Below are 22,759 nucleotides of genomic sequence, written 5' to 3'. Positions count from 1 at the left end.
ACATTATATGAAGAGTTTAATAAGAATATAAATAAAAAAAGATCACTTTATATAAAGTGACCTTTTACTTGTCGCAATCAGGACATATTCCATAGAAGTATATTTGGTTTGATAAAATCTTGTACTTTGAAAGCTTACTAGCTTCAGTATTTAAGTTATCTAAGCATAGAGAATCTAAATCTTCTACTTTACTACAATTTATACATTGAAGATGTGGATGTGGATGAGTAGTTCCATCATATCTGAAGTTACCTTCACCAACATTTATTTCTTGTATTAACCCGACCTCAGCTAATGTTTTTAGTGCTTTATAAACGGTAGCTAAACTCATAGTAGGATATTCTGTTTGAATAGCCTTATAAATTGCTTCTGCAGAAGGATGTTCCTTTGTGCTCATAAGATACTTATATACTGCAAGTCTTTGAGGAGTAAGCTTTAATTTTTTTTCTTTAAAAACAGCAGTTATGTTTTCCATAAGAGTCATCCTTTCCAGTTTGTTAACAATATTATAATAAATTATTAAATAAGTGTCAATGATTATTCGTGGAAGTTAGTGAGTATTTAATAATAATTATTGTTTATTTAAATAAAAAGTGTTTGCTTAACCCTCAGAAGTATGTTAAAATATAAACAAATATGTTAAATATTTAACATCAGTTCATGTTCAATTTCATTTTATAGGGGTATATAAATACTCCTATATTTTTTTATTTTCTTACCTTTAGTAGGAGTGGGGTGAGAGATATTTGTTTTCATGTGACTTGGAGTATGCGATGGAACGAGAAAAATAAATATTCCCAACCTTTTTTGTAAAAGACCTTGTTTACAATATATTCATTATTATTCTTATTATTGCAATAGCAGGTAATCAGTGATACACTAAGTTATGTTAGGAGATATTGGAATCTATAGGAGGTCTTAAATATGGCAAAATATAAAGTTGGAGACGAATTAATAATTGTAAATGATCCAAGTGAAGAGAAAGGAAAGCTTCAAGAGTTAAGTAAGTTAACTGTAGAGGATGATTATGCACAGTTCTCTTGGGGAGTTAAAATATTAAATGTTGAGTATGACAAACCGTATGTTACTCTAACATATAGAAATGTTAGAGGAGAAAAACACAAGGTTTTTGCTGAATGTAAAGATATAGAAAATTTTGATCAACAAAAGGTTTTAGAAAAAGCTTTATTAAAAGCATTCCAAAATGAGATCATAGATATATCAGTAGTTAAAAATTCAGGATTATAGGATTTAAAGGAGAAATTACAAGTGTAGTTTCTCTTTTTTAATTCTTGTACAATATAGATTTTTATCATAATTAATAAAGTAAAGAGTTGAGTCTATATAGAGTGAAAATGAATTTTACCTCACTACATTAACGATAATAAAAGTTAAAAAAGAGGACTAAAGTCATAAAATGTTAAAAACCATAGAAAAAATGTAAATAAATATAGGAAAAATGTTACAAAATGTTATATAATGTGATTAATGATGTAATAGAGGTGCTAGGAATGAATATTTATTTAGCGAGACAAGCTATATATGATAGAAATTTTAAAGTGGAAGCATATGAATTATTATTTAGAAATTCTAAAGAAAATAAGTTTGTGAGAAATATAGATGAAGATAGTGCTACAGTAAAGTTAATTTCTAATTGTGCTACTATTGGATTGAATGAATTAACAAATAATAAAAAAGCCTATATCAATTTTTCTCAAGGAGTATTATTAAATGATGTAGCAAGCCTTTTATCTAAGGAGAAGGTAGTGGTAGAAATTCTAGAAAATGTTATTCCTACAGAGGATGTAGTAAGTTATTTAAAGGAATTAAAGTCCAAAGGATATATATTAGCTCTTGATGATGTATCCTTTAGCACAAACTATAGAAGCTTTGGAAACTTGATAGATGTATATAAGTTGGATTTTAAAATTACATCTCCAAAACAAAGAAAATTTCTTGTGAATGTACTTAAAAACTATAATCCTAAAGCAAAGTTATTAGCAGAGAAGATAGAGACTGAAGAAGAGTACATAGAAGCTATGGAAGATGGATATTCTTATTTTCAAGGATATTATTTTAGCAAGCCTATAATGATAGAAGAAAAAGATATACCAGTAAGAAATGTAGCTTGCTTTAACTTAATGAGTGAACTGTTAAGGGATGATTTTGATATAGACAAGATTGAAGCTATAGTAAAAACTGATGTTTCTATAAGTTATAAGTTAATGAAATTTTTAAATTCTGCTGCATTTTCTTTTGTTCAAAAAATTTCATCTATAAGACAGGCAATAATGCTTTTAGGGAAAAAAGAATTAAAAAAGTGGCTTTCTCTAATTGTAATGAGTGAAATGAGAGGCGGAAATAGTGAAGAAGTTACCAATGGAACAATAATAAGAGGAAGGTTTTGTGAGCTGGTTCAATCAAAAATAGAAGAAAAAAATCAATCATTAGCATTTATGGTGGGGTTATTTTCAAATTTAGATAGTTATATGCAAAGAGATATGGCTGAAATTATAGAGGAGTTACCTGTTGATGAAGAAATAAAAGATGCATTATTAGGAAAAGATAATAAGCTAAGAAAGGTATTGGAGTTAGTTCTTTCTTATGAGAGTATGAATATTAATAGAATGGAAGAATATTGTGAAATTCTAAATTTAGATAAAAAAATACTTATTGATTTATATATGGAGTCGATAGAGTGGTCTAATAGGTTGGCAATTATATAAAAAAATACTAAATTGTAAAAAATAACTTTATTTTTACTGAAAATTATAATATAATGTGGGCATATGATGGATTCGTTTTCAGTGAAGGTGGGGGAGAATATGAGTAAGTGTCCGTTTTGGTCAACTGGTAAAGATAGGATTGAATGTAATACAGAATGTCCTATGAACACATTAGCTTTAGAAGAGAATTGTCCTTTTAGAGAATATGTTTCAGATTCTAAATTGAAGTATAAGGATATAGTTAAGGAAGAATATGACTATTCTGAGGAAACATTTAATGGAGATTTTTTGGGAATAAAAATAGAAAGAGAAGTAAGTCAATATTAAAGGAATAGTTAATAAAGGATAAGTGCATTTAAAACTTTGCGAAAGCAAAGTTTTTTGTTTAAATAAAAAGAGAAATTGCAAAGCAATTTCTCGAAAATACTATTTATAAATTGTACTGTATTTATGAAGTAGATTTTGTTTCAATGTCCATAAGTCATAAGATAAATCTACATAGTAGGTATGAGGATTTTCAAATCTTAAAACTTCAGGCCATAGCTTTTCTGTTTCCTTTTTAGCAAAATCTTTAATTTCCATTACTGTAGGACTAGTGTACACAAGCTTTCCTTTTTCAAATATAGGAACTTGTAAATCCTTAGTATAGAAGTTTGTTATTTTTTTTCTCTTCCATGTATGAACTGGATCGAATATCTCTAACTCTTCCTTCTCATCTATAACTTCGTTATTAATAGTTAATAAGTCTGCTATAGCCATATGTGAATCCTTATCGAAAATTCTAACTAACTTTTTAAAGCCTGGATTAGTTATTTTTTCATCATTTTCACTTATTTTTATTTTAGGGATAATTTCTCCATCCTTTTCAACAGCAGATAATTTATATACTCCTCCAAAAACAGGTTCGGATTTAGCAGTAATTAATCTTTCTCCAACACCGAATGAATCTATACAAGCACCTTGTTCAAGAACATCCCTAATTATATATTCATCAAGAGAGTTAGAAATTACTATCTTACAATCTTCGTAGCCTGCTGCATCAAGCATCTTTCTACACTTTTTAGTTAAGTAAGTTATATCACCAGAGTCAATTCTAACACCTGAAGGTCTTTTACCCATTGGTTTTAGAACTTCATCAAATACCTTTATAGCATTTGGAATACCTGATTTTATTACATTATAAGTATCTATTAATAAAGTACAGTTGTCAGGGTATATTTCTGCCCAACTCTTAAATGCTTCATATTCACTATCATATAGTTGAACCCAGCTATGTGCCATAGTTCCAACAGCAGGAATATTAAACATCTTATCTGAAATGGTACATGCAGTTGAGCTACATCCTCCAATTATAGAAGCTCTTGCTCCGTATATAGCTCCATCATAACCTTGAGCTCTTCTTGAACCAAATTCCATTACAGGTCTACCATTTGCAGCTCTTGATATTCTGTTTGCTTTTGTAGCTATAAGAGTTTGATGGTTTATTGTAAGAAGTATCATAGTTTCAATAAATTGAGCTTGAATTACTGGTCCCCTAACTGTTACTAAAGGTTCATTTGGGAATACTGGGTTTCCCTCTGGAACAGCCCAAACATCACAAGAGAACTTGAAATTCTTTAGATAATTTAAAAATTCTTCTGAGAAAGTATGCTTACTTTTTAAGTATTCAATATCATCATCAGTAAATTTTAGGGTACTTAAATATTCAATTAATTGTTCTACACCAGCCATGATGCAATATCCACCACCGTCTGGTACTCTTCTAAAGAACATGTCAAAGTAGGCAATTTTATCTTCTAATCCTTTATTGAAATATCCGTTACCCATTGTTAATTCATAAAAGTCTACAAGCATTGTTAAGTTTCTGTCATTTTTAACATCGAATGAATTAGTATTTGTCATCTTAATCTCCTCTTTTCATAAAAATGCCTTATTCCTATTGTACCCTTTCGTTTTAATTATTACAATATAATGAAGACTCAAAATGATTTTTTAGGCATTTACAAGGTAATACTTAGTAGATGGGAGGATTAATATGCATTTAGATAAGAATCAATTAAAAGCAGTAAAGGCAAATGAAAGAAATGTATTAGTTGTAGCAGCACCAGGTTCAGGTAAAACAACTGTTATTATAAATAGAATTAAATATTTAGTTGATGAAGTTGGAGTATATACATCAAATATCATTGTTATAACCTTTACTAAAGCAGCAGCTCTGAATATGAAAAATAGATATATAAATACTTTTCATAAAGAAAGTTCTCCTTTTTTTGGTACCTTCCATGGGCTGTTTTATAAAATTCTTCTAAGAGAAGGAGCTAATATAAATATTATAGAAGGATATATAACCAATAAAATTATAGAAGGTGTTCTTAGAAAATATTCAGATGAAGTTAATGAGGATAGGGTTAAGGAGGCTGTAAATAACATATCGTTATTTAAAACATCAGGTGAAAATATAGATGATTTTAAACCATCTATAGCTAAAGATATTTTTATGGAATGTTATGATGCCTATGACAAATATAAGAAAGAAAATAATCTTTGGGATTTTGATGACTTAACTATTAAGGTTTTAGAATTATTTAAAAATAATAAAAGAATAAGGGAAGGATACAAAAGAGTATTTAAATATATTCTTGTAGATGAGTTTCAAGATTGTGATGATCTTCAAATAGAATTTTTGAAATTAATGACAGAGGGGGAGGAGAATTCTCTTTTCGCTGTTGGGGATGAGGATCAGTGCATTTATAGTTTTAGAGGTTCAAAACCTGAATACATGGTTTCTTTTGATAAAACTTTTAAAAGTGCAAAGAAATATTATTTACATATAAATTATAGAAGTAATAAAAATATAATAGAGAGTTCAAAAAAGGTTATTTCTTTTAATAAGGAAAGAAATAAAAAGGACATACAGTGGTATAAAGATAAGGATGGAATTATCCTTTGTAAGGGAGTTTATGATGAGAGAATACAGGGAGATGAAATTTCTGAAAAGATTAGAGATTTCTATAATAATCCTAGCTATAGATATAAAGAAAATATAGTTCTTTATAGAACTAATATGGAGGCTATGAGTGTTATAGATTCATTTATAAGAAATAAGATACCATTTACTTTGTTAGATAAAGAATATAACTTCTTTAACCATTTTATATGTAAAGACTTGCTTTCATATTTATCTTTAGCAGTGAATCCTTACGATAGAGAAGCTTTTATAAATATAATTAATAAACCTTTTAGGTATGTGAGTAAAACTAGTATAGCTTATATTAGGGAATATAAGTATGAAAAAGATACTTTTGATATACTTATAGAAAAAGATGATACTCCACAATTTCAAAGAAAGAAGCTTGATGAACTAAAAAGAGATTTTAATTATATAAAGAAGTCATCATTAAGCAGTGGTATACAATATATAGTAACGGATATGGGATATATAGATTACCTTAAAACATATACAGAAAGATTTGGAGGTAATATTGAAGATTTAGAGGAAATAGTTGAAGAATTCAAAATGTCAGCTTCATCATTTAAAACTATCTTTGAATTTTTTGAGCATGTAGATGAAGTGGGAAAGAAGATAGAAGAAAGTAAAAGAAATAAGACAGAAGACAGAGTTTTATTAAGCACTATTCATGGTGTAAAGGGAATGGAGTTTAAAAATGTATTCTTAATTAACTGTAATGAGGACACAATACCACATTCATCTAGTAAAGAGGAAAATATAGAAGAAGAACGAAGATTATTTTATGTTGGAATAACAAGAGCAATAGATAATTTGTTTCTTTTTGTACCTAAGATGAGAAAAGGAAAGTTTAGGGATGTCTCTAGATTTATTGAAGAGGGAGGCTTTATGGAAATTGTTAAGGTTTCACATGGTCTAGTTAAGGATTCAGTAGTTACACATAAGGCTTTTGGAGCAGGAAAAGTAGTGGATGTTAATGGTGATGAAGTAGGGATTTTATTTCATGATGGAATGAAAAGAAAGTTCTCTGCTAAGGTTCTATTGGATAATGGATTAATATCTAAGTAAATATGATGAAATTTATCAAATATTGAATAAATATTGGTATTAATATATAATTTTAAGTAGGTTTATATCTCATGATATAAGCCTTTAATTATAGTTTTGCTAGGAAGAGGTTAATATGGATAAAGGTGTATTTAATCCTAAAGATATAATATTTTCTCTTGATATTGGTACTAGATCGATAATTGGTACCGTTGGAGTTGTAAGAGAAAAGAAGTTTGAAGTTTTATATGAAAAGTATAAAGAACATGAAGAAAGAGCTATGGTAGATGGACAAATTCACGATATAAACTTAGTTGCATCTGTAGTTAAGGATGTTAAAGAAAATATAGAACGTGAATTAGGAATACAGTTAAAAGAAGTATCGATTGCAGCAGCAGGTAGATTTCTAAGAACTGTTAATGCAATGGGTGAAATAGAGCTTAATGGTGACGAAGAAATAGATGAAGAAATAGTAAGAAGTGTAGAACTAAGTGCTGTTAAAAAGGCTGAAGAGGAAGTAATAAAGAATACTGAAAGTAAGCTATATTGTGTAGGTTATTCAGTAAAAGATTATTATCTAAATTCCTATGTAATAGCAAATCTACTAGGGCATAAAGGGGAAAGAGTTGGAGCAGAGGTAATAGCAACTTTCTTGCCTAGATCAGTTATTGATTCATTATATACTGTTATGAATAAAGTGAATTTGAAAGTGTCTAATTTAACACTAGAACCAATTGCAGCAATTGAGGCTGCTGTTCCTAAGAATTTAAGATTATTAAATATAGCTTTAGTTGATATTGGGGCAGGAACATCAGATATAGCTATAAGCTCAAAAGAAAGTATAAGTGCCTATGGAATGGTGCCTATGGCAGGAGATGAGGTTACAGAAGTAATAGCTCAAGAGTGCTTAGTTGATTTTAATTCAGCTGAAAATATAAAAAGAAGTGTGGCATTACAGGATGAAGTTACATATACAGATGTATTAGGACTAGAAAATACTATAGAATCTAGCTCTATTATAAAATCTATTACTCCAACTGTAGAAAAGATTGCAACAGCTATTTCAAGTGAGATAATTTCTCTTAATGGCAATAAGCCACCAGCAGCTTTATTCTTAGTAGGTGGAGGAGCTCACACTCCAGGTCTTATAGAAGAAATATCTAATCACATAGGACTACCTACCCAAAGAATAGCAATTAAGGATAGGACAAGCGTAATAGAATGTTTGTCAAATAATGAATTAGGATCTGCTGGTGTTACAGTTTTAGGAATAGCATTATCAGCTATTAAGAAAATGGGACATGATTTTATAGATGTAAACTTAAATGGTACACCAGTAAGTTTATTTAATTCTCATAAACATACTGTAATGGATGTTTTGCTTCAAGCAGGAATTAACCCATCATTACTCATAGGAAAGAATGGTAAGAGTATAAGGTTCAATCTTAATGGTAAAAGAAGATTAGCATTTGGAGAGATGGGAAAGAATCCAAAGATAAGTATAAATAGAAAGAAGGCATCTATAGAATCAGAGGTGAATGCAGGAGATAATGTAAAAATCACTTATGCTCAAAATGGTAGGGATGCATCACCTAAAGTAAGTGAAGTTATAGAAAATATTAATTCTATTGATATATACATAGATGATAAATTGGTTAGCTTAGAACCAGTTGTACTTATAAATGGTAAAGAGAAAAAGATATCAGCTCATATTAAGGATGGAGATGAAATTTTAGTATATATTCCATCGAAAATGTTAGATATTAAGAATTACATATTGAAAAGAGAAATAGAATTATTTAAAGAAGGTATTTTATTAGAAGATGACTTTCTTATTCAAGAGGGAGATAGAATATACTCTAAAAAGTTAGAAAACAAAGAAGTTACTAATGAAGTGAAAAAAGAAGAGGGAATAAAAGTTGTGGTTAATAATAAGGATGTAATCTTAAGGGGAGAAAAACCTTTGTTTATAGATGTATTTAACCATATGGATATTGATATAACTAAAGTTACTGGTGATATTACACTAAAGATTAATGGAAAAGATGCATCTTATACAGATAAATTGAATAATGGTGATATAGTAGAGGTATTTTGGAGTTAATAATTCTTAGGGAGGACTTTAATGATTACTTTTCTTGAGGAAGCAAATAGGATAAAGGATGAATTAATAACAATAAGAAGAGATTTACATGAACATCCAGAATTGGGCTTTGAAGAAAAGAGAACCTCAGAAAAAATAAAAGAGTTTTTAACTAAAGAAGGAATTCCATATGTTGAAGTAGCTAAAACAGGGGTATGTGGAATTATAAAAGGTGAAAAAAAGGACAATAATAGAGTTATAGGGTTAAGAGCAGATATGGATGCTCTTCCAATACAAGATAAAAAGGTATGTAGCTATAGTTCTAAAGTTCCAGGAAAAATGCATGCTTGTGGGCATGATGCACATACAACGATTCTCCTAGGTGTGGCAAGAATATTAAATAAGAATAAACGCTTATTTGGCGGATGTGTAAAGTTATTCTTTGAGCCAGCAGAAGAAACTGTTGGGGGAGCTCCTTTTATGATAAAGGAAGGCGTTTTAGAGAATCCAAGAGTAGATGCAATAGTGGGGCTTCATGTTACTGAGGATTTAGATTATGGGAAAATTAGAATAAAAAGTGGTGTGGTAAATGCTGCATCAAATCCGTATAAAATAAAGATAAAAGGAAGAGGGGGCCATGGCGCTGCACCTCATACAACAATAGACCCCATTGTTATTGCCTCAAATGTTGTAATGGCACTTCAAACTATAGTTAGTAGGGAGATAGCTCCTGTAAATCCAAGTGTAATAACTGTTGGTAGCATTAATGGAGGAACAGCTCAAAATGTTATTCCAGAGGAAGTGGAGATTACAGGAATAATTAGAACCTTAACTAAAGAGGATAGAGAATACGTAGTAAGAAGATTTAAAGAATTAGTTACGGGAATTTGTAGAGGCATGAGGGGAGAGTGTGATATTTATATAGAAGAGGGATATCCTTGCCTATATAATAATGCTACAATGGTAGAGAGAGTAAAATATGTTGGAAAAGAGCTACTAGGTGTAGAAAATGTTGTAGAACAAAAGCATCCTAGTATGGGGGTAGAAAGCTTTGCTTTTTTTGCAATGGAAAGAACTTCTGCTTTTTATTATTTAGGTACAGGAAATAGAACAAAAGGGACAGATAAAGCTGCACATTCCAATTTATTCGACATAGATGAGGATGCTATTCCCTTAGGTGTTGCAATGCAGTGTGGAATAGCATACGATTATTTGACAAGAATATAAATAAATATTACTCTATTAGAATGGAGAATAGTAAACAAAAGCGAAGACTAGGAGTTGATTATATTTGAAAATTGAAATAGGATCTAATGAAGCAGGGCAAAGATTAGATAAATTTTTAAGAAAATTGTTAAAGGATGTTCCTTTAAGTGCAATTTTTAAAGCAATTAGAAAAGGTGACATAAGAGTAAACGGAAAGAAACAAAAGGAAAAATATTCATTACTTGAAGGTGATGAAGTTGAAATTAGATACATACAAAGTAAGAAGGAAAATAAAACCAACTTTATCCAAGTTGATTCATCAGGATTGAAAGTTGTATATGAGGATGAAAATGTTTTAATAGTAGAAAAGTGGCCAGGAGTGTTAGTTCATCCAGATAGTAAGGGAAGTGAAGCTACATTAACAGATTATGTACTTTCGTATCTAAACGAAAAGGGTGACTATAGACCAGAAGAAGAGATAACTTTCACACCAGCATCTTGCAATAGATTAGATAGAAATACTTCAGGTGTAGTTATTTTTGGTAAGAACTTTGAAGCTTTAAAGACTTTAAATGAAGTAGTTAGAGAAGGTCAAGTTAAGAAATACTATTATACTTTGGTTAAAGGAAAGCTAAAGGATGGCGTATATAAAGGGTACATATTAAAGAATGAAGAAGCCAATATTTCAAGAGTATTTGATAAACAAGTTTCAAATTCTAAAGAAATATCTATGGAAGTTAAAACTGTTCAAACAAATGGGGCCTTCTCACTATTAGAAATTGATCTTATAACAGGAAGAAGTCATCAAATTAGAGCACACTTAGCTCATTTAGGAAATCCAGTTATAGGAGATAGTAAATATGGGGATAAGGAACTTAACTCATTCTTTAACAATAAGTTTGGATTAAATTATCAGTTCCTTTATGCATATAAGCTTATATTTAGAGAAGTTGGAGGCAAGTTATCTTATTTAAAGAACAAAACAATAGCAGCTGCTTTACCTCCAATATTTAAGAAAATAAAAAGTGATGTGTTTAAATTTTCTATAAGATAGGAGAATTGGTATGGGAGAGGAGCATTCAGCAGCAAAGGGAGTCTTTATACTTTCCGTTGCTGGGATGGTGGCAAAGTTTATATCGGTTTTTTATAGTCCAATTTTAGTATCTATATTAGATGTAGATGGGTTTGGAATATACTCAAGAACTACTGAAATATTTTTATTTATTTATGCAATCACCTGTATGGGAGCACAACCTGCAGTAGCAAAGGTTGTATCTGAACTTTCTGCTCTTGGAAATGAAGAGGGAGCAAAGAAAGCTTTAAGGATATCAAGGAAATTTTATATAATTCTAGGAGGAGGGCTTGGAATCTTAATGATGATTCTAGCTATTCCTCTATGTAATTTATTTGGAATACCGGATACTGCCTATGGTGTAATGGCTTTAGGACCATGTGTTTTAATAACTTGTATTCTTTCTGCTTATAGAGGATATATGCAAGGAAAAGGACATATGACTCAAATTGCAATATCTCAAGTTATAGAACAACTTATAAATGTAATTTTAAGTTTATTATGTGCTTATATTCTTGTCCAAGTATCTTTAGCTGCAGGAAATGCAGGTGCACAAGTTGGTACATCTGTAGGGGCTTTATTTGCTATGCTATATTTAATCTACAGTTTAGATAAAAAGTATAGCAAAGAGGAAGAAGAGATAGAGAGTCTTACAAACGTAAGAAAAGTTAGTGAGAAGAAAATACTAAGAAAAATTATAATGTATTCTATCCCTATAACATTAAGTACAGGAATGCAAAATTTCGGTGGGCTAGTAGATATGGTAAATGTAAATTCTAGGTTAATATTTGCTGGATTTGATAGAAGAATGGCGGATACATTATATGGACAACTAGGTATGTATAAAACATTGTTAAGTGTACCATTGGTAGTCATTACATCTATAGGAACTACTACTTTACCATCAATTGCAAGGTCAATGGTTCTTAATGAAAGAAGAGAAGTAAAGAGAAAGATTGCATATGCATTTAAGATGGCTTTTTCAATAGCAATACCAGCTGCAGTTGGGCTTTCAATGTTAAGTGAGTTAGTATATGCTACTTTATATAATAGAACTGATGGTCATAAGCTTATGATGATTGGAGCATTTATATTAATTTTATATACAACTACACAAATTCAAGCTGTTATTATGCAAAGTATAAATAAATTATATTTTATACTAGGAACATTTATGGCGGGTATAGTAACGAAGATTATAGTTAATTATATTTTTGTTGGTATTCCAGGTATAAATATTTATGGTGTTTTAATAGGTAATGTATTTTGGCATTTAATTCCGGCAATTTTAAACCATAAAAAACTTTGTAAGATTATGAGGATGAAGTTATCCATTCCAAAGTTAGTAATAAAGCCAGTGATAGCATCAATTGTTATGGCAGGAGTCATATACTTATTAAAATTACCTTTAAATTATGTATTTGAGATTATCTCTTTATCTAGAGTTACAGCAGCTCCTATTACAATAATAATTATTGCAATAGGTGGAATTGTTTATTTATACCTAATGATAGTAATGGGGGGAATTAGAAAGAGTGATATACAAACTATATCACCAAAGTTAATAAGAATAATGCCACGATTTATGAGAAGAAAACTTAGATAAGATAGAAATAATATATTTTTAAGAAACTGCTTTTGGCAGTTTCTTTTATTTTTACATAAAATCTAGTTGTTCGGCTATTCCTTCTTTAATATATAGAAATTCTCTTAGAGGTTTTCCATCTACGTACTTCCAAACTTTAATTTTAGTTGGTATAACCTTGTAGACAACTTGTCCGTCCAATAAGCCGTAGGCATCAAAAGAACTAGGATGCACTGATTTATAAAGATTCATTAATTCAGTGTTTTTAGGATCTTTCCAATCTCCGATTTCTTCAGCAATACCTTCTATAGAAATATTATTAAAGCAAAGAGATACATTGTTATTATTGCTTATTTCATCATATTTTAAGTAGCATTTATTAGTTTGAAAATATATATCTAAGCCATTGTTAATAATACTCATAGTTCTAGATGATACTTTATCCTTATAGGAAGTAGATAATACCCAATTTCTATTTTTTTCAAGAGTAGAGATTATTTCGGATTTAGCATTTTCATAGTTAATTCTCATTACAACCCTCCAAATACACATAATATATAGTATATCTATAATATTACACAAATTTGGTTGTTAGGTAAATATATGAAGTATTGAAAAAAAGTGTTTGGTAGGAGGGGGATTTTAAAGCATAGATCAGTTATAAAAATATAATTTATTTATCTTCAGTATAAGTGGAGTGGATATTTGTTTTTCTGTAACTTATAGTTTTTCACGGAACAAACAAGATAAATATCCACTACACTTTTTTATTGGTCCATTATTCTTCAAACTCTCCAAATGTTCCCCAGAATACAAATATTACAAAGGTTAAAATTATTATAAATATAGTATTCGCAAAATTTAGAGGTAAAAAGAATTTTCTAATTATCGTACGTAAAACTAAAAATGTTAAAACTGCAAGTAATGTAAATATTATTACATTAGCTAAGGATAACTTTAATTCAATATGTTTTTTAACCTCATAAAGATTTATCACTAAGCTTACTAGAGAAGTAAAGAATAAGGTAATTACATATCCATAAATATTTATACTAGGGATGGATGTAAATACATATAAGCCTACTAATTCTAATGCTGCTACTATAAGTGAATTCCTTAGAATTATTCCTTGTTTATTTATGCCGTTTAATATACCGAACATCGTTGTAGATGTAAAAAATACTGGAGCAGTTAATCCAGCATATAAGATGTATTTTCCAAGGTCATCTCTTTGATAGAAAAGTTCACCTAATGAATTGGGAATTAGACAGCATATAGTTGTGGTAGCAAGTCCTAGTATAAATGCTATTTTTATTACTTTTCTAATTCTTACAGCTGCATCATAATAATTTCCTTTAACAAGGGTTTGTGATAAGTCTGGTATAAGTAATGTGTTTATGGAGCTTACAACAATCAAAGGGATTCCAATAATCATCATAGCCATACCTGAGAACTTTCCAATCATAGCAAGAGCTTCTGTATGATCAAAACCTGCTGTAATTAGACACCTAGGTACAACTAGGGTTGATAATGTATTAAATATATTACTTAAGAATCCATTTAAGGTTAGTGGTAAGCAAATTATAAGTACATTGAACAGTAATTGAGATCTTCTTTCTGTTTTTTCATAAGTCTTTGGTAGTTTCTTAGCACACTGCCTATAATAAAAATAAAGTAGAACTAAACTTTGTAGTTCTCCTAAACACAGAGCAACGTAGCATAAAGTTACTAAAGTTGTAAGTTCTTTTGCAGAGAAAAGAAAAATTAATATTGCTACTGTTAAAATTCTTAATGCTTTTTCAAATATGTCTATTATTGCAGGCATTGTGATTTTTGATGTTCCCCAAAAATATCCCTTTAGAATGTTAGATAATGCTATAAATATCATAGCTGGACAAGTAACTCTAATTGCATCAATGGCTCTTACATCATTTATGCCATATTTACCTATAAAAGGTGCAAATATAAATACTAAAATTCCAATAACTATTGCCCATACGATATTGAATACAGCAACTGTATTTATAGTCTTTATTAGATTTCCATTTTCTTGTTTCTCAGCATATACAGCAGAGATTTTTGATATGGATGCAGATATTCCTGCTGACATCATACAAATAAAAAGATTATATATTGGCATTACCAAGTTATATAATCCCATTCCTTCAGGACCTAACACATGTGATAGGTATATTGAAAATATGAATCCTAATATTCCAGTGGTGATATTTGAGGCTGTAAGTAAAAATGAGTTCTTAAAAAAATTGTCTTTCTCCAAAGCTATTCACTCCTTTAGATTACAATAAATCATATTCGGTTAAGGGAAGAAATATAACAAAAAGAGTAGGAGTAATGGGGATAAGAGAGATAAGAAGAGTAAGAGGAATAAAAAAAGATAAAAAGAAATAGGAGGCTAATAAAGATAAGAGAGCTGGTTAATGTGATTGAGTTTTTTTATTTGTTATTCAGAATGTGATTGAGGAGTTGGTAAAATCTTTTCGTGTCAATGATTAATTAATAGTGTTGGATAATATAAATAATAAAAAAAATATTATTTATATATCTTTTAAAAGAATTTATCTTAGAAAAATTCTTTTGTGGCAAAAAAATATAAGAATATATAAATATAACAATATATAAATATATCATTATTTGAAAGGGAATTGGCTAATTAGGATATCTAGATATGAATATTAGTTTGTGAGTTGTAAAATTCAATAGATTAAAATGAAAAGCCCTGCAAAAAGCAGAGCTCTTTTATTTATATAAGATTTTCTGGGTTCAAACATTTTAATTCGTCTATTACAAATAGTCCATCTTTTCTTATTAAAACATCATCAAAGTAAATTTCTCCTCCACCGTATTCATGTCTTTGTATAAGAACTAGATCCCAATGAAGAGCAGATTTATTTCCATTAAAGGCATCATCATAAGAAGCACCTGGTGTAAAGTGGATAGAACCAGTTATCTTTTCATCGAATAAAGTATCTTTCATTGGTTCTAGTATGTAAGGATTAACACCTATAGCAAACTCACCAACATATCTTGCTCCTTCATCAATATTAAACACCTTGTTGATTCTTTCAGTATCATTAGCTGTAGCTTCAACAATCTTTCCATCTTTGAAAGTAAGTTTTACATTTTCATATGTAAATCCTTCTCTAAGTGATGGAGTGTTATATGTTATTGTACCATTAACAGAGTTCTTAACAGGAGCTGTATAAACTTCACCATCAGGAATGTTAGCTTCTCCAGCACATTTAATTGCAGGAATATCCTTTATTGAGAAAGTTAAATCTGTACCTTCAGCTGTTAATCTAACTTTATCAGTTCTATCCATTAAAGCTACTAATTTATCCATAGCTTCAGACATTTTTGAGTAGTCTAAGTTACAAACATTAAAGTAATAATCTTCAAAAGCTTCTGTACTCATATTTGCAGCTTGAGCCATTGAGTAGTTAGGGTATCTTAAAACAACCCATCTAGTTTTAGGAACTCTAATTTCTCCATGAACTGGGTTAGCAAAATATTTACTATATAAAGAAAGTTTTTCTGATGGGACATCTGAAGTTTCAGCAGAGTTTTGTCCTGCTCTTATTCCTATGTAAGCATCCATATCTGACATTCTAGCAGCTTCATATTTAGCCATTAATTCTAACTGTTCTTTAGAAGCTCCCATTAAAATTTCTCTATCTACTTCTTTATTTTTTAATGTAACTAGAGGTATAGCTTTTGCTTTATAAGCTTCTTTAACTAGTTCTTTAACTAATGCCTCGCAATCACCTATACCTTCTATTAAAACTTTTTCTCCCTTTTTAAGCCTACAGGAATAATTTATTAAGTTGTGGGCTAGTTTAGTAAATCGTGGGTCTTTCATAAATTTTCCTCCTTTAATAATGATTATCTTCTAGTATAGCATTAAGAATATAATTTTCAATAATAGGGTTATATTTTGGGGTTAAAAAAATATAAATTTATAGAGGGATGTTGAGGGGGATAGTTATGAAGAAATTTCTTAAGTTTTGTTTGATGTCTATAATTATAGTTACGTTAGCTTTTATTACTTATAAAGTGTCAGATAAATATAATTTGGACATTCTTAAGGATGATATAGATTGTACTATAATAACAAAAGGAGTAGAAAACTCTAGAGCTATAGCCTTAGATGAGAATGGTATTATGTACATAGCATTTGATGATTCTATTAAACAAATTGATAATGATGGTAAGGAAAAGCTTATTTATAAGGATAAGAACTTAAAGATTGAGGATTTAGCCTATAAGGATGGAGCTTTATATTTTATTTCTGATAGCAGATTAAATAAATTTTTGTTAAGTAACAATACTGTACAGGTATTAATTGATAATATTCCTCTAGGAGGAAATGGAATAGATAGAAAACTATTAATTACTGATAAGGAATCATATATAACAATAGGATCGGTAACTAACTCTGGAATATCAGAGGGAGATAATTTTGATAGAACTCCAATAGAGTTAACTTTAAATGGCATAAATATTGATGGTACAGGAGCTTTTAAAGGTAATGGGATAAAATCTGAACAGGGGGAGGGGATTAAAAGTTCTCCTATAGGTAATGGAACTGTTTATAAGATTTCATTAGAAAGTGGGTCATTAGAACTTTATGCTTGTGGAATTAGAGGAATATCTGGTATTGATATTAATTCCGAAAATAATATTATGGCTATTTTTAGTGGAATGAAGGATGAGGGAATAAGACCTGTAAAAAGGGACAAGGACTATATATATGAACTAAAAAAGAACGAATGGTATGGATTCCCTGATTTTAGTGGAGGGGATAATATCTCTTCTCCTAGATTTAAAGGTGATGAAATAATAAAGCCATTACTTAAAACATATCCAAAGAAGTCGCCTCTTGGACCAAGTTATCAACATACCTCAGTTGATTCTTTGAAAGAGTTAGCTATAGATAAAAACGGGTTAGTTTTTGGTAAGGACACAATGGTATTTTGGGATAAGAGTGAAAATGTTATAGGAGCCTTAGATAAGAATAATGTATATAAAAAAGTTCTTAAGGTAAGTAATGAGAGTTTCGTGGAAGATATTATTTTTAATGGCAATGAATTTTTAATTTTAGATAGTGGAATTGGGTGCGTTTATAATATAAAAGCTAAGGAAGGTATCCTTGGATTTACATTACCTGTTATAGTATGGGTATTTGTATTTTTATTGGCTTTTGCAATATTAATGATATTTGTGTATAAAATGAGTAAAAAAAAGGAATAAAGTAATTGATAAGGGGACCTAGCTACTGCTTTGGTTCCTTTATTTGTTAGTTTGTAAAAAAGAAACAATTGGAGTTATATTAGTTTTACATTATGTAAAATTATGGTAATATAATTTTGAGAGGTGATTTTATGGGAAAAACATTGGTTATAAATATGAAAGATATAGTTATTGAAGGAGATATATTAGATGTTGCTGGAGACATAACAGGAATAATATATAACATTTCAAAAGAGATAGATGATGAAATATCTGTAGATTATGTAGATGGAGAGAATAAGAATTTGTTAAAGCATAGGAAATATGGAGCTTGCACATTTTTTTTTAATTTAAATAAAGTGTGGGGAAGCAGAAAAAAGGAGAGAATAATAAAAGAGATATCTCAATATTTAAATAAGGATGGAGATATATATGTATGGGATATTAATAAGGAAAGAGGAAAAATAATAGATAATAAAGTTAAGGTTATTCTTCCAAATGAAAAAGTAAAAGAAATAGAATTTAAAAATTATAATCCTTTATTAACATGTTCTTTCGAGGAAGTTAAAAAAATCCTTGAAAAATATTGCAAAATAGAAGAAACTAAAGTTTGGGAAGATATTTTCTTTATTAAAGCAAAGAAAATAATTGATTAACTTTAGGAGGAATAATAATGAAAATTTTACTTACAGCTTTAAATTCGAAGTTTGTTCACAGTAACTTGGCTGTTAGATATTTAAGAGCATTTACAAAGGATATGCCATATGAGTGTGCAATAAAGGAGTTTTCAATAAATGATAGAGAAGAAAATATCCTTAAAGAAATAATAAGAGAAAAAGCAGATGTAGTGGCATTTTCAACTTACATATGGAATGTAGAAATGATTGAAAGGATTTCTAATCTTATAAAGCTTGTAGATCCTAATATTGAGGTGCTTTATGGAGGCCCTGAAGTTTCTTATGATAGTAGGGTTTTCCTTAGTCAGTTTAAAGGTGACTATGTAATTGAAGGAGAAGGTGAAAAAACTTATAGAGAGTTTGTAGAATATAAGCTTGGATTAAGAGAAATAGAGGATATAAGAGGATTACATTATAAAGTAAATAATAAGGTTCTATCGAATGCAAGTAGACCACTAATGTCTATGGATGAGATTGTATTTCCTTATGAGGAAGAGGAGGATTTAAGCAATAAAATAGTTTATTACGAAGGAAGCAGAGGCTGTCCTTTCAATTGTAAATATTGCTTATCATCAACTACTCATGGGGTAAGATTTCATTCTATAGAGAGAGTTTTATCAGAACTTCAGTTCTTTATTGATAAAGGTGTTAGGTTGGTTAAGTTTGTAGATAGAACCTTTAATTGTAACCATAAATATTCAATGGCTATTTGGGATTTTTTAATTAATCAAGATACAAAAACTCAGTTCCATTTTGAAATATCAGCTGATATTTTAAAGAAAGAAGAAATTGAGCTTTTGAGAAATGCACCAGAAGGAAGATTCCAATTTGAAGTAGGAGTACAGACTACTAATGATGATGTTTTAAGAAATATAAATAGATTTGTTAACTTTAGTGATATAAAGGAAAAGGTTATTGAACTTCTTTCTATTAGAAATATAAAGCAACATTTAGACTTAATTGCAGGTCTTCCAGGGGAGGATTATGAATCATTTAGAAGATCTTTTAATGATGTTCATAGCATAAGACCAGAGGAAATACAACTAGGATTTTTAAAGTTATTAAAAGGTTCTTCTATGAGGGAAGAAGCAGAAAAATATGGGATGGTTTATTCTCCATATCCTCCTTATGAAATAATAAAAACAGATAAAGTTTCATATAAAGAAATGATTAGGCTAAAAAAGGTAGAAGAAATGGTCGATAAATATTATAACAGTCAAAAATTTAACAATACATTGAAATTTTTCTATGAAAAGTATGAAACACCTTTTGATTTCTTTTATGATTTAGGGAATTTTTTTGAGGCAAGAGGATATTTTAATAGAAATATAGGAAATACAGAATATTATAAGGTATTTTTAGATTTTAATATGGAAATATTAAAGGGTGATGAAAGCTATCTTAAAGATATTATTAAATATGATTATCTATCTTTTAATAAAAGAAGAGGAATGCCTGATTTTATTAAATCAAATATAGATAAACAATTGGAACTTCAAATAAAGGATGAACTTAGAGAAAGATATTCATTTAAAGATTACCAAATTGAAAAGTTTGATATAGATATGAGTGAGTACTTGAATACAGGAAAAATTATAAAAAAGGAATGCTTTTATTTAGTTGGTAACAATTGTGAAATTATAAAAATTTAATTGATATATCCAAATTTAAGATGGTAGAGTTTTCAATGTTGATATTGTTTACAAATATCGAAAAATGTAACAAAATATGAACAATCAAATAATAAAGGTGTTGAAAAACTCTTAAAACAGTGTATAATAGAAATGGTAAAAAGTAATTAATACTATATAAAGTACTAATTCATATTTTATTCATATTTTATTACATGGTGTGCATAAAGGTGGTGATATTTTTGGCATTAGAAGCAATAAATGAGATTAAAAGTGCAGAAGCAAAAGCTGATGAAATGATTAAAGAAGCAACATTAAAATCTAAAGAAATTGTTCAAAAAGCTTCAGATGAAGCAGAACAAAAATATAATGAGGTAATTAGTGCTGCAAAGGAAGAATGTAATAGAGTCATGGAAAATGCTTTAGCAGAAGGTAATAAGGTGGCTGAGCCTATTTTAGAAAAAGGAAAGCAAGAGTCTGAGAATATTTATAATATCTCTGATGATAAAAAGAATAATGCTGTTAAATTAGTAGTTGAGAGGATTGTGAAAGTAAATGGCAATTGTTAAGATGAATAAATTCACTTTGCTTGCCTTTGAATCACAAAAAACGAGAATTCTAGAAAGATTACAGGGATTTGCAGAAACTGAATTTGTAAATCTTCAAGATGCTTCGTTTTTAGAAGAAAATGAAGTATTTAGTGACCTTTCAAAGGATAGAGATGATTCAGAGTTTGCAGGGTGTGAAGAAAAGTTATCTATGACTAAATTTGCCCTTGAATTTCTAAAAGATTATATTCCTCAAAAGTCAGCACTAAAGGCTATGAAGGAAGGAAAAAGACAATTAACTTTAAAAGAACTTGAAACAGAAGTTATGAGTAATAACTGGGAAGAAGTTTATAAGAAAGTTAAAGAAAAGGAAGAGGTAATAGCAAGTTTAGAAGGCGAAAAAACTAAACTACAATCTATTGTTGAATCCTTAAGACCATGGGAAGGTTTAGATGTTTCATTTGAAGAATTATCTTCAATTAAAACTCCTTATTTCATAGGAAGTGTACCAAAGCAGTATGAAGATACTTTAGTTGCTGAAATGAATGATTATTATCTAGAAATTATATCTAGAAACAATCAGGATATGTTTTTCTTAGTAATATGCGGAGAAGAGCATAAAGAGGAAGTAAGTGACAAGTTAAGAGGGTTTGGCTTTAGTCAATTTAAGACAGATATAAAAGAAACGCCAATTAAAGTCATGCATGACAATATGGATACAATAGCTAAACTAGATTCAAAGAAGTTCTTTGTTCAAGAAGAATTGTCTGGTTTTGAAGCAGGATATCATAAGTTAGAAGCTGCTAATGAATATTATACAAACCTTGTAGATAGAAAAAATGCTATAAGTAATTTCTTGAGAACAGAAAATATTACTGTCCTTCAAGGTTGGTTAGCAGTTGAAGAGAATCAAAAATTAGAAGCTATCATAAAAGAAGCTTTAGGAGAAGATTATTATTTAACATTTGAAGATGTTAAAGATGAAGAAATAGATAAGGTTCCAGTAAAACTTAAGAATAATGAATTGAATAGTTCATTTGAAAATATTACTGAGATGTATGCTACTCCTAGATATGATGAAATAGACCCAACTCCGTTTGTTACACCATTCTACTTATTATTCTTTGGTATGATGGTAGCGGATATAGGATATGGATTACTTCAATTAATAGTAACCTTAGTGGCACTTAAGGCCTTTAATTTAGATGAGGGAAGAAGAAAGTTTGCTAAGTTCTTCTATTACTTAAGTTACCCTATTATTGGATTTGGAATACTTTATGGTTCATTCTTTGGAGGTATTATAGAAATGCCTTGGAGATTAGTAGATCCTAATAAGGATGTTACAACCATATTAATTGTTTCTGTAATATTTGGAGCAGTTCAAATATTCTTTGGTTTAGGAATTAAAGCATACATGTTACTTAGGGCAGGAAAACCTAAGGATGCCTTCTATGATGTAGGGGCTTGGGTAATTACTTTAGTATCAGTAGCTTTAGTTTTAGGTTCAGGTATGTTAGGTTTATCACCATTAGTTAAAAATATAGCAATCGGATTTATGATTTTTGGTATGATTGTAATTGTATTAACAGGTGGTAGAGAAGAAAAAACAAGAGGAGCACAATTAGGTCAAGGTGCGTATGCACTTTATGGTATTACAGGCTATGTTGGAGACTTAGTTTCATATACAAGACTTATGGCACTTGGTCTTGCAGGTGGATCACTTGCAGGAGCATTTAACATGATAATGGGTATGATTCCTGGAGTTGCAGGAATTTTATTTGCACCTGTAATATTCGTATTTGGTCATATATTTAACCTTGCGTTAGGCTTACTTGGAGCATATGTTCATACTTGTAGATTACAGTATGTTGAATATTTTGGAAAATTCTATGAAGGTGGAGGAAAGGCATTCTCTCCATTTAAGACACAAAATAAATACATTAATGTAAAGAAAGATTAGGAGGATTTT

At 29.5% G+C, this 22,759-nt stretch carries 18 protein-coding genes; 13 read left to right on the top strand and 5 right to left on the bottom strand.

Going from position 1 to position 22,759, the window contains the following annotated elements:
• Positions 1-64: 64 nt before the first annotated feature.
• Entirely contained in the window at positions 65-475 is a 411-nt protein-coding gene (gene perR, locus G594_RS0100785) for a transcriptional regulator PerR (RefSeq protein WP_027096807.1), read from the bottom strand.
• A gap of 449 nt (positions 476-924) precedes the next feature.
• Here perR and G594_RS0100780 point away from each other — a divergent pair, with 449 nt between their 5' ends.
• The 3 genes from G594_RS0100780 (at position 925) to G594_RS18085 (ending at position 3,053) form a co-directional block, all read left to right on the top strand.
• A complete protein-coding gene (locus G594_RS0100780; RefSeq protein WP_027096806.1) occupies positions 925-1,248 on the top strand; it encodes a hypothetical protein in 324 nt (107 codons plus the stop codon).
• Between the two features lie 263 nt (positions 1,249-1,511).
• On the top strand, positions 1,512-2,726 hold the full coding sequence (locus G594_RS0100775; protein ID WP_027096805.1) for an EAL and HDOD domain-containing protein: 1,215 nt from the start codon (positions 1,512-1,514) through the stop codon (positions 2,724-2,726).
• Positions 2,727-2,825: 99 nt separating this feature from the next.
• A complete protein-coding gene (locus G594_RS18085) occupies positions 2,826-3,053 on the top strand; it encodes a hypothetical protein (RefSeq protein WP_034865793.1) in 228 nt (75 codons plus the stop codon).
• A 99-nt stretch (positions 3,054-3,152) separates the two neighbouring features.
• Here the strand turns inward: G594_RS18085 and G594_RS0100765 are convergent, their stop codons facing one another.
• Positions 3,153-4,628, bottom strand: a complete 1,476-nt coding sequence (locus G594_RS0100765) for a nicotinate phosphoribosyltransferase (RefSeq protein ID WP_027096804.1) — start codon at positions 4,626-4,628, stop codon at positions 3,153-3,155.
• Between the two features lie 133 nt (positions 4,629-4,761).
• Between G594_RS0100765 and G594_RS0100760 the strand changes: the two genes are divergently transcribed.
• The 5 genes from G594_RS0100760 (at position 4,762) to G594_RS0100740 (ending at position 12,708) form a co-directional block, all read left to right on the top strand.
• Positions 4,762-6,762 (top strand): ATP-dependent helicase, encoded by a 2,001-nt coding sequence (locus G594_RS0100760; RefSeq protein WP_034865792.1) that lies wholly within the window; start codon positions 4,762-4,764, stop codon positions 6,760-6,762.
• Positions 6,763-6,877: 115 nt separating this feature from the next.
• Positions 6,878-8,845 carry a cell division protein FtsA gene (locus G594_RS0100755; RefSeq protein WP_027096802.1) on the top strand — a complete coding sequence of 656 codons (1,968 nt, stop codon included), beginning with the start codon at positions 6,878-6,880 and terminating at the stop codon, positions 8,843-8,845.
• Positions 8,846-8,866: 21 nt separating this feature from the next.
• On the top strand, positions 8,867-10,051 hold the full coding sequence (locus G594_RS0100750; protein WP_027096801.1) for a M20 metallopeptidase family protein: 1,185 nt from the start codon (positions 8,867-8,869) through the stop codon (positions 10,049-10,051).
• A gap of 64 nt (positions 10,052-10,115) precedes the next feature.
• Positions 10,116-11,084, top strand: a complete 969-nt coding sequence (locus tag G594_RS0100745; protein ID WP_027096800.1) for an RluA family pseudouridine synthase — start codon at positions 10,116-10,118, stop codon at positions 11,082-11,084.
• A 10-nt stretch (positions 11,085-11,094) separates the two neighbouring features.
• On the top strand, positions 11,095-12,708 hold the full coding sequence (locus tag G594_RS0100740; RefSeq protein ID WP_027096799.1) for a putative polysaccharide biosynthesis protein: 1,614 nt from the start codon (positions 11,095-11,097) through the stop codon (positions 12,706-12,708).
• A gap of 51 nt (positions 12,709-12,759) precedes the next feature.
• On the opposite strand, the gene G594_RS0100735 is transcribed toward G594_RS0100740, so the two are convergent.
• The 3 genes from G594_RS0100735 to G594_RS0100725 form a co-directional block, all read right to left on the bottom strand.
• Positions 12,760-13,218, bottom strand: a complete 459-nt coding sequence (locus G594_RS0100735; protein ID WP_034865790.1) for a pyridoxamine 5'-phosphate oxidase family protein — start codon at positions 13,216-13,218, stop codon at positions 12,760-12,762.
• Positions 13,219-13,465: 247 nt separating this feature from the next.
• Complete coding sequence (spoVB, locus tag G594_RS0100730; protein WP_027096797.1) at positions 13,466-14,965, bottom strand: stage V sporulation protein B; 1,500 nt, start codon at positions 14,963-14,965, stop codon at positions 13,466-13,468.
• Positions 14,966-15,448: 483 nt separating this feature from the next.
• On the bottom strand, positions 15,449-16,564 hold the full coding sequence (locus tag G594_RS0100725) for an aminopeptidase (RefSeq protein ID WP_027096796.1): 1,116 nt from the start codon (positions 16,562-16,564) through the stop codon (positions 15,449-15,451).
• A 125-nt stretch (positions 16,565-16,689) separates the two neighbouring features.
• Between G594_RS0100725 and G594_RS0100720 the strand changes: the two genes are divergently transcribed.
• The 5 genes from G594_RS0100720 (at position 16,690) to G594_RS0100700 (ending at position 22,750) form a co-directional block, all read left to right on the top strand.
• Complete coding sequence (locus G594_RS0100720; protein WP_027096795.1) at positions 16,690-17,955, top strand: PQQ-dependent sugar dehydrogenase family protein; 1,266 nt, start codon at positions 16,690-16,692, stop codon at positions 17,953-17,955.
• Positions 17,956-18,086: 131 nt separating this feature from the next.
• Entirely contained in the window at positions 18,087-18,590 is a 504-nt protein-coding gene (locus tag G594_RS0100715) for a hypothetical protein (RefSeq protein WP_027096794.1), read from the top strand.
• Positions 18,591-18,607: 17 nt separating this feature from the next.
• Positions 18,608-20,263 (top strand): B12-binding domain-containing radical SAM protein, encoded by a 1,656-nt coding sequence (locus G594_RS0100710; protein WP_027096793.1) that lies wholly within the window; start codon positions 18,608-18,610, stop codon positions 20,261-20,263.
• 221 nt (positions 20,264-20,484) lie between these two features.
• Complete coding sequence (locus G594_RS0100705; protein WP_027096792.1) at positions 20,485-20,811, top strand: ATPase; 327 nt, start codon at positions 20,485-20,487, stop codon at positions 20,809-20,811.
• Positions 20,798-22,750 carry a V-type ATP synthase subunit I gene (locus G594_RS0100700; RefSeq protein WP_027096791.1) on the top strand — a complete coding sequence of 651 codons (1,953 nt, stop codon included), beginning with the start codon at positions 20,798-20,800 and terminating at the stop codon, positions 22,748-22,750. Before G594_RS0100705 ends, G594_RS0100700 begins: the two co-directional genes overlap by 14 nt.
• Positions 22,751-22,759 lie beyond the last annotated feature (9 nt).

This window comes from Clostridium paraputrificum AGR2156 (genome assembly GCF_000424025.1).
Classification (GTDB): Bacteria; Bacillota; Clostridia; order Clostridiales; family Clostridiaceae; genus Clostridium; species Clostridium paraputrificum.
Note: the sequence above shows the minus strand (reverse complement) of the source record. Positions and strands in the feature narration are given on the sequence as shown.

What these genes read in the sequence shown, in the direction of transcription:
- G594_RS0100725 (WP_027096796.1), bottom strand. Translation starts at nt 16,564, where the DNA reads ATGAAAGACCCACGATTTACTAAACTAGCCCACAACTTAATAAATTAT.
- G594_RS0100740 (WP_027096799.1), top strand. Translation starts at nt 11,095, where the DNA reads ATGGGAGAGGAGCATTCAGCAGCAAAGGGAGTCTTTATACTTTCCGTT.
- G594_RS0100775 (WP_027096805.1), top strand. Translation starts at nt 1,512, where the DNA reads ATGAATATTTATTTAGCGAGACAAGCTATATATGATAGAAATTTTAAA.
- G594_RS0100755 (WP_027096802.1), top strand. Translation starts at nt 6,878, where the DNA reads ATGGATAAAGGTGTATTTAATCCTAAAGATATAATATTTTCTCTTGAT.
- G594_RS0100710 (WP_027096793.1), top strand. Translation starts at nt 18,608, where the DNA reads ATGAAAATTTTACTTACAGCTTTAAATTCGAAGTTTGTTCACAGTAAC.
- G594_RS0100700 (WP_027096791.1), top strand. Translation starts at nt 20,798, where the DNA reads ATGGCAATTGTTAAGATGAATAAATTCACTTTGCTTGCCTTTGAATCA.
- G594_RS0100780 (WP_027096806.1), top strand. Translation starts at nt 925, where the DNA reads ATGGCAAAATATAAAGTTGGAGACGAATTAATAATTGTAAATGATCCA.
- G594_RS0100765 (WP_027096804.1), bottom strand. Translation starts at nt 4,628, where the DNA reads ATGACAAATACTAATTCATTCGATGTTAAAAATGACAGAAACTTAACA.
- G594_RS0100760 (WP_034865792.1), top strand. Translation starts at nt 4,762, where the DNA reads ATGCATTTAGATAAGAATCAATTAAAAGCAGTAAAGGCAAATGAAAGA.
- G594_RS0100715 (WP_027096794.1), top strand. Translation starts at nt 18,087, where the DNA reads ATGGGAAAAACATTGGTTATAAATATGAAAGATATAGTTATTGAAGGA.
- G594_RS18085 (WP_034865793.1), top strand. Translation starts at nt 2,826, where the DNA reads ATGAGTAAGTGTCCGTTTTGGTCAACTGGTAAAGATAGGATTGAATGT.
- G594_RS0100750 (WP_027096801.1), top strand. Translation starts at nt 8,867, where the DNA reads ATGATTACTTTTCTTGAGGAAGCAAATAGGATAAAGGATGAATTAATA.
- perR (WP_027096807.1), bottom strand. Translation starts at nt 475, where the DNA reads ATGGAAAACATAACTGCTGTTTTTAAAGAAAAAAAATTAAAGCTTACT.
- G594_RS0100735 (WP_034865790.1), bottom strand. Translation starts at nt 13,218, where the DNA reads ATGAGAATTAACTATGAAAATGCTAAATCCGAAATAATCTCTACTCTT.
- G594_RS0100720 (WP_027096795.1), top strand. Translation starts at nt 16,690, where the DNA reads ATGAAGAAATTTCTTAAGTTTTGTTTGATGTCTATAATTATAGTTACG.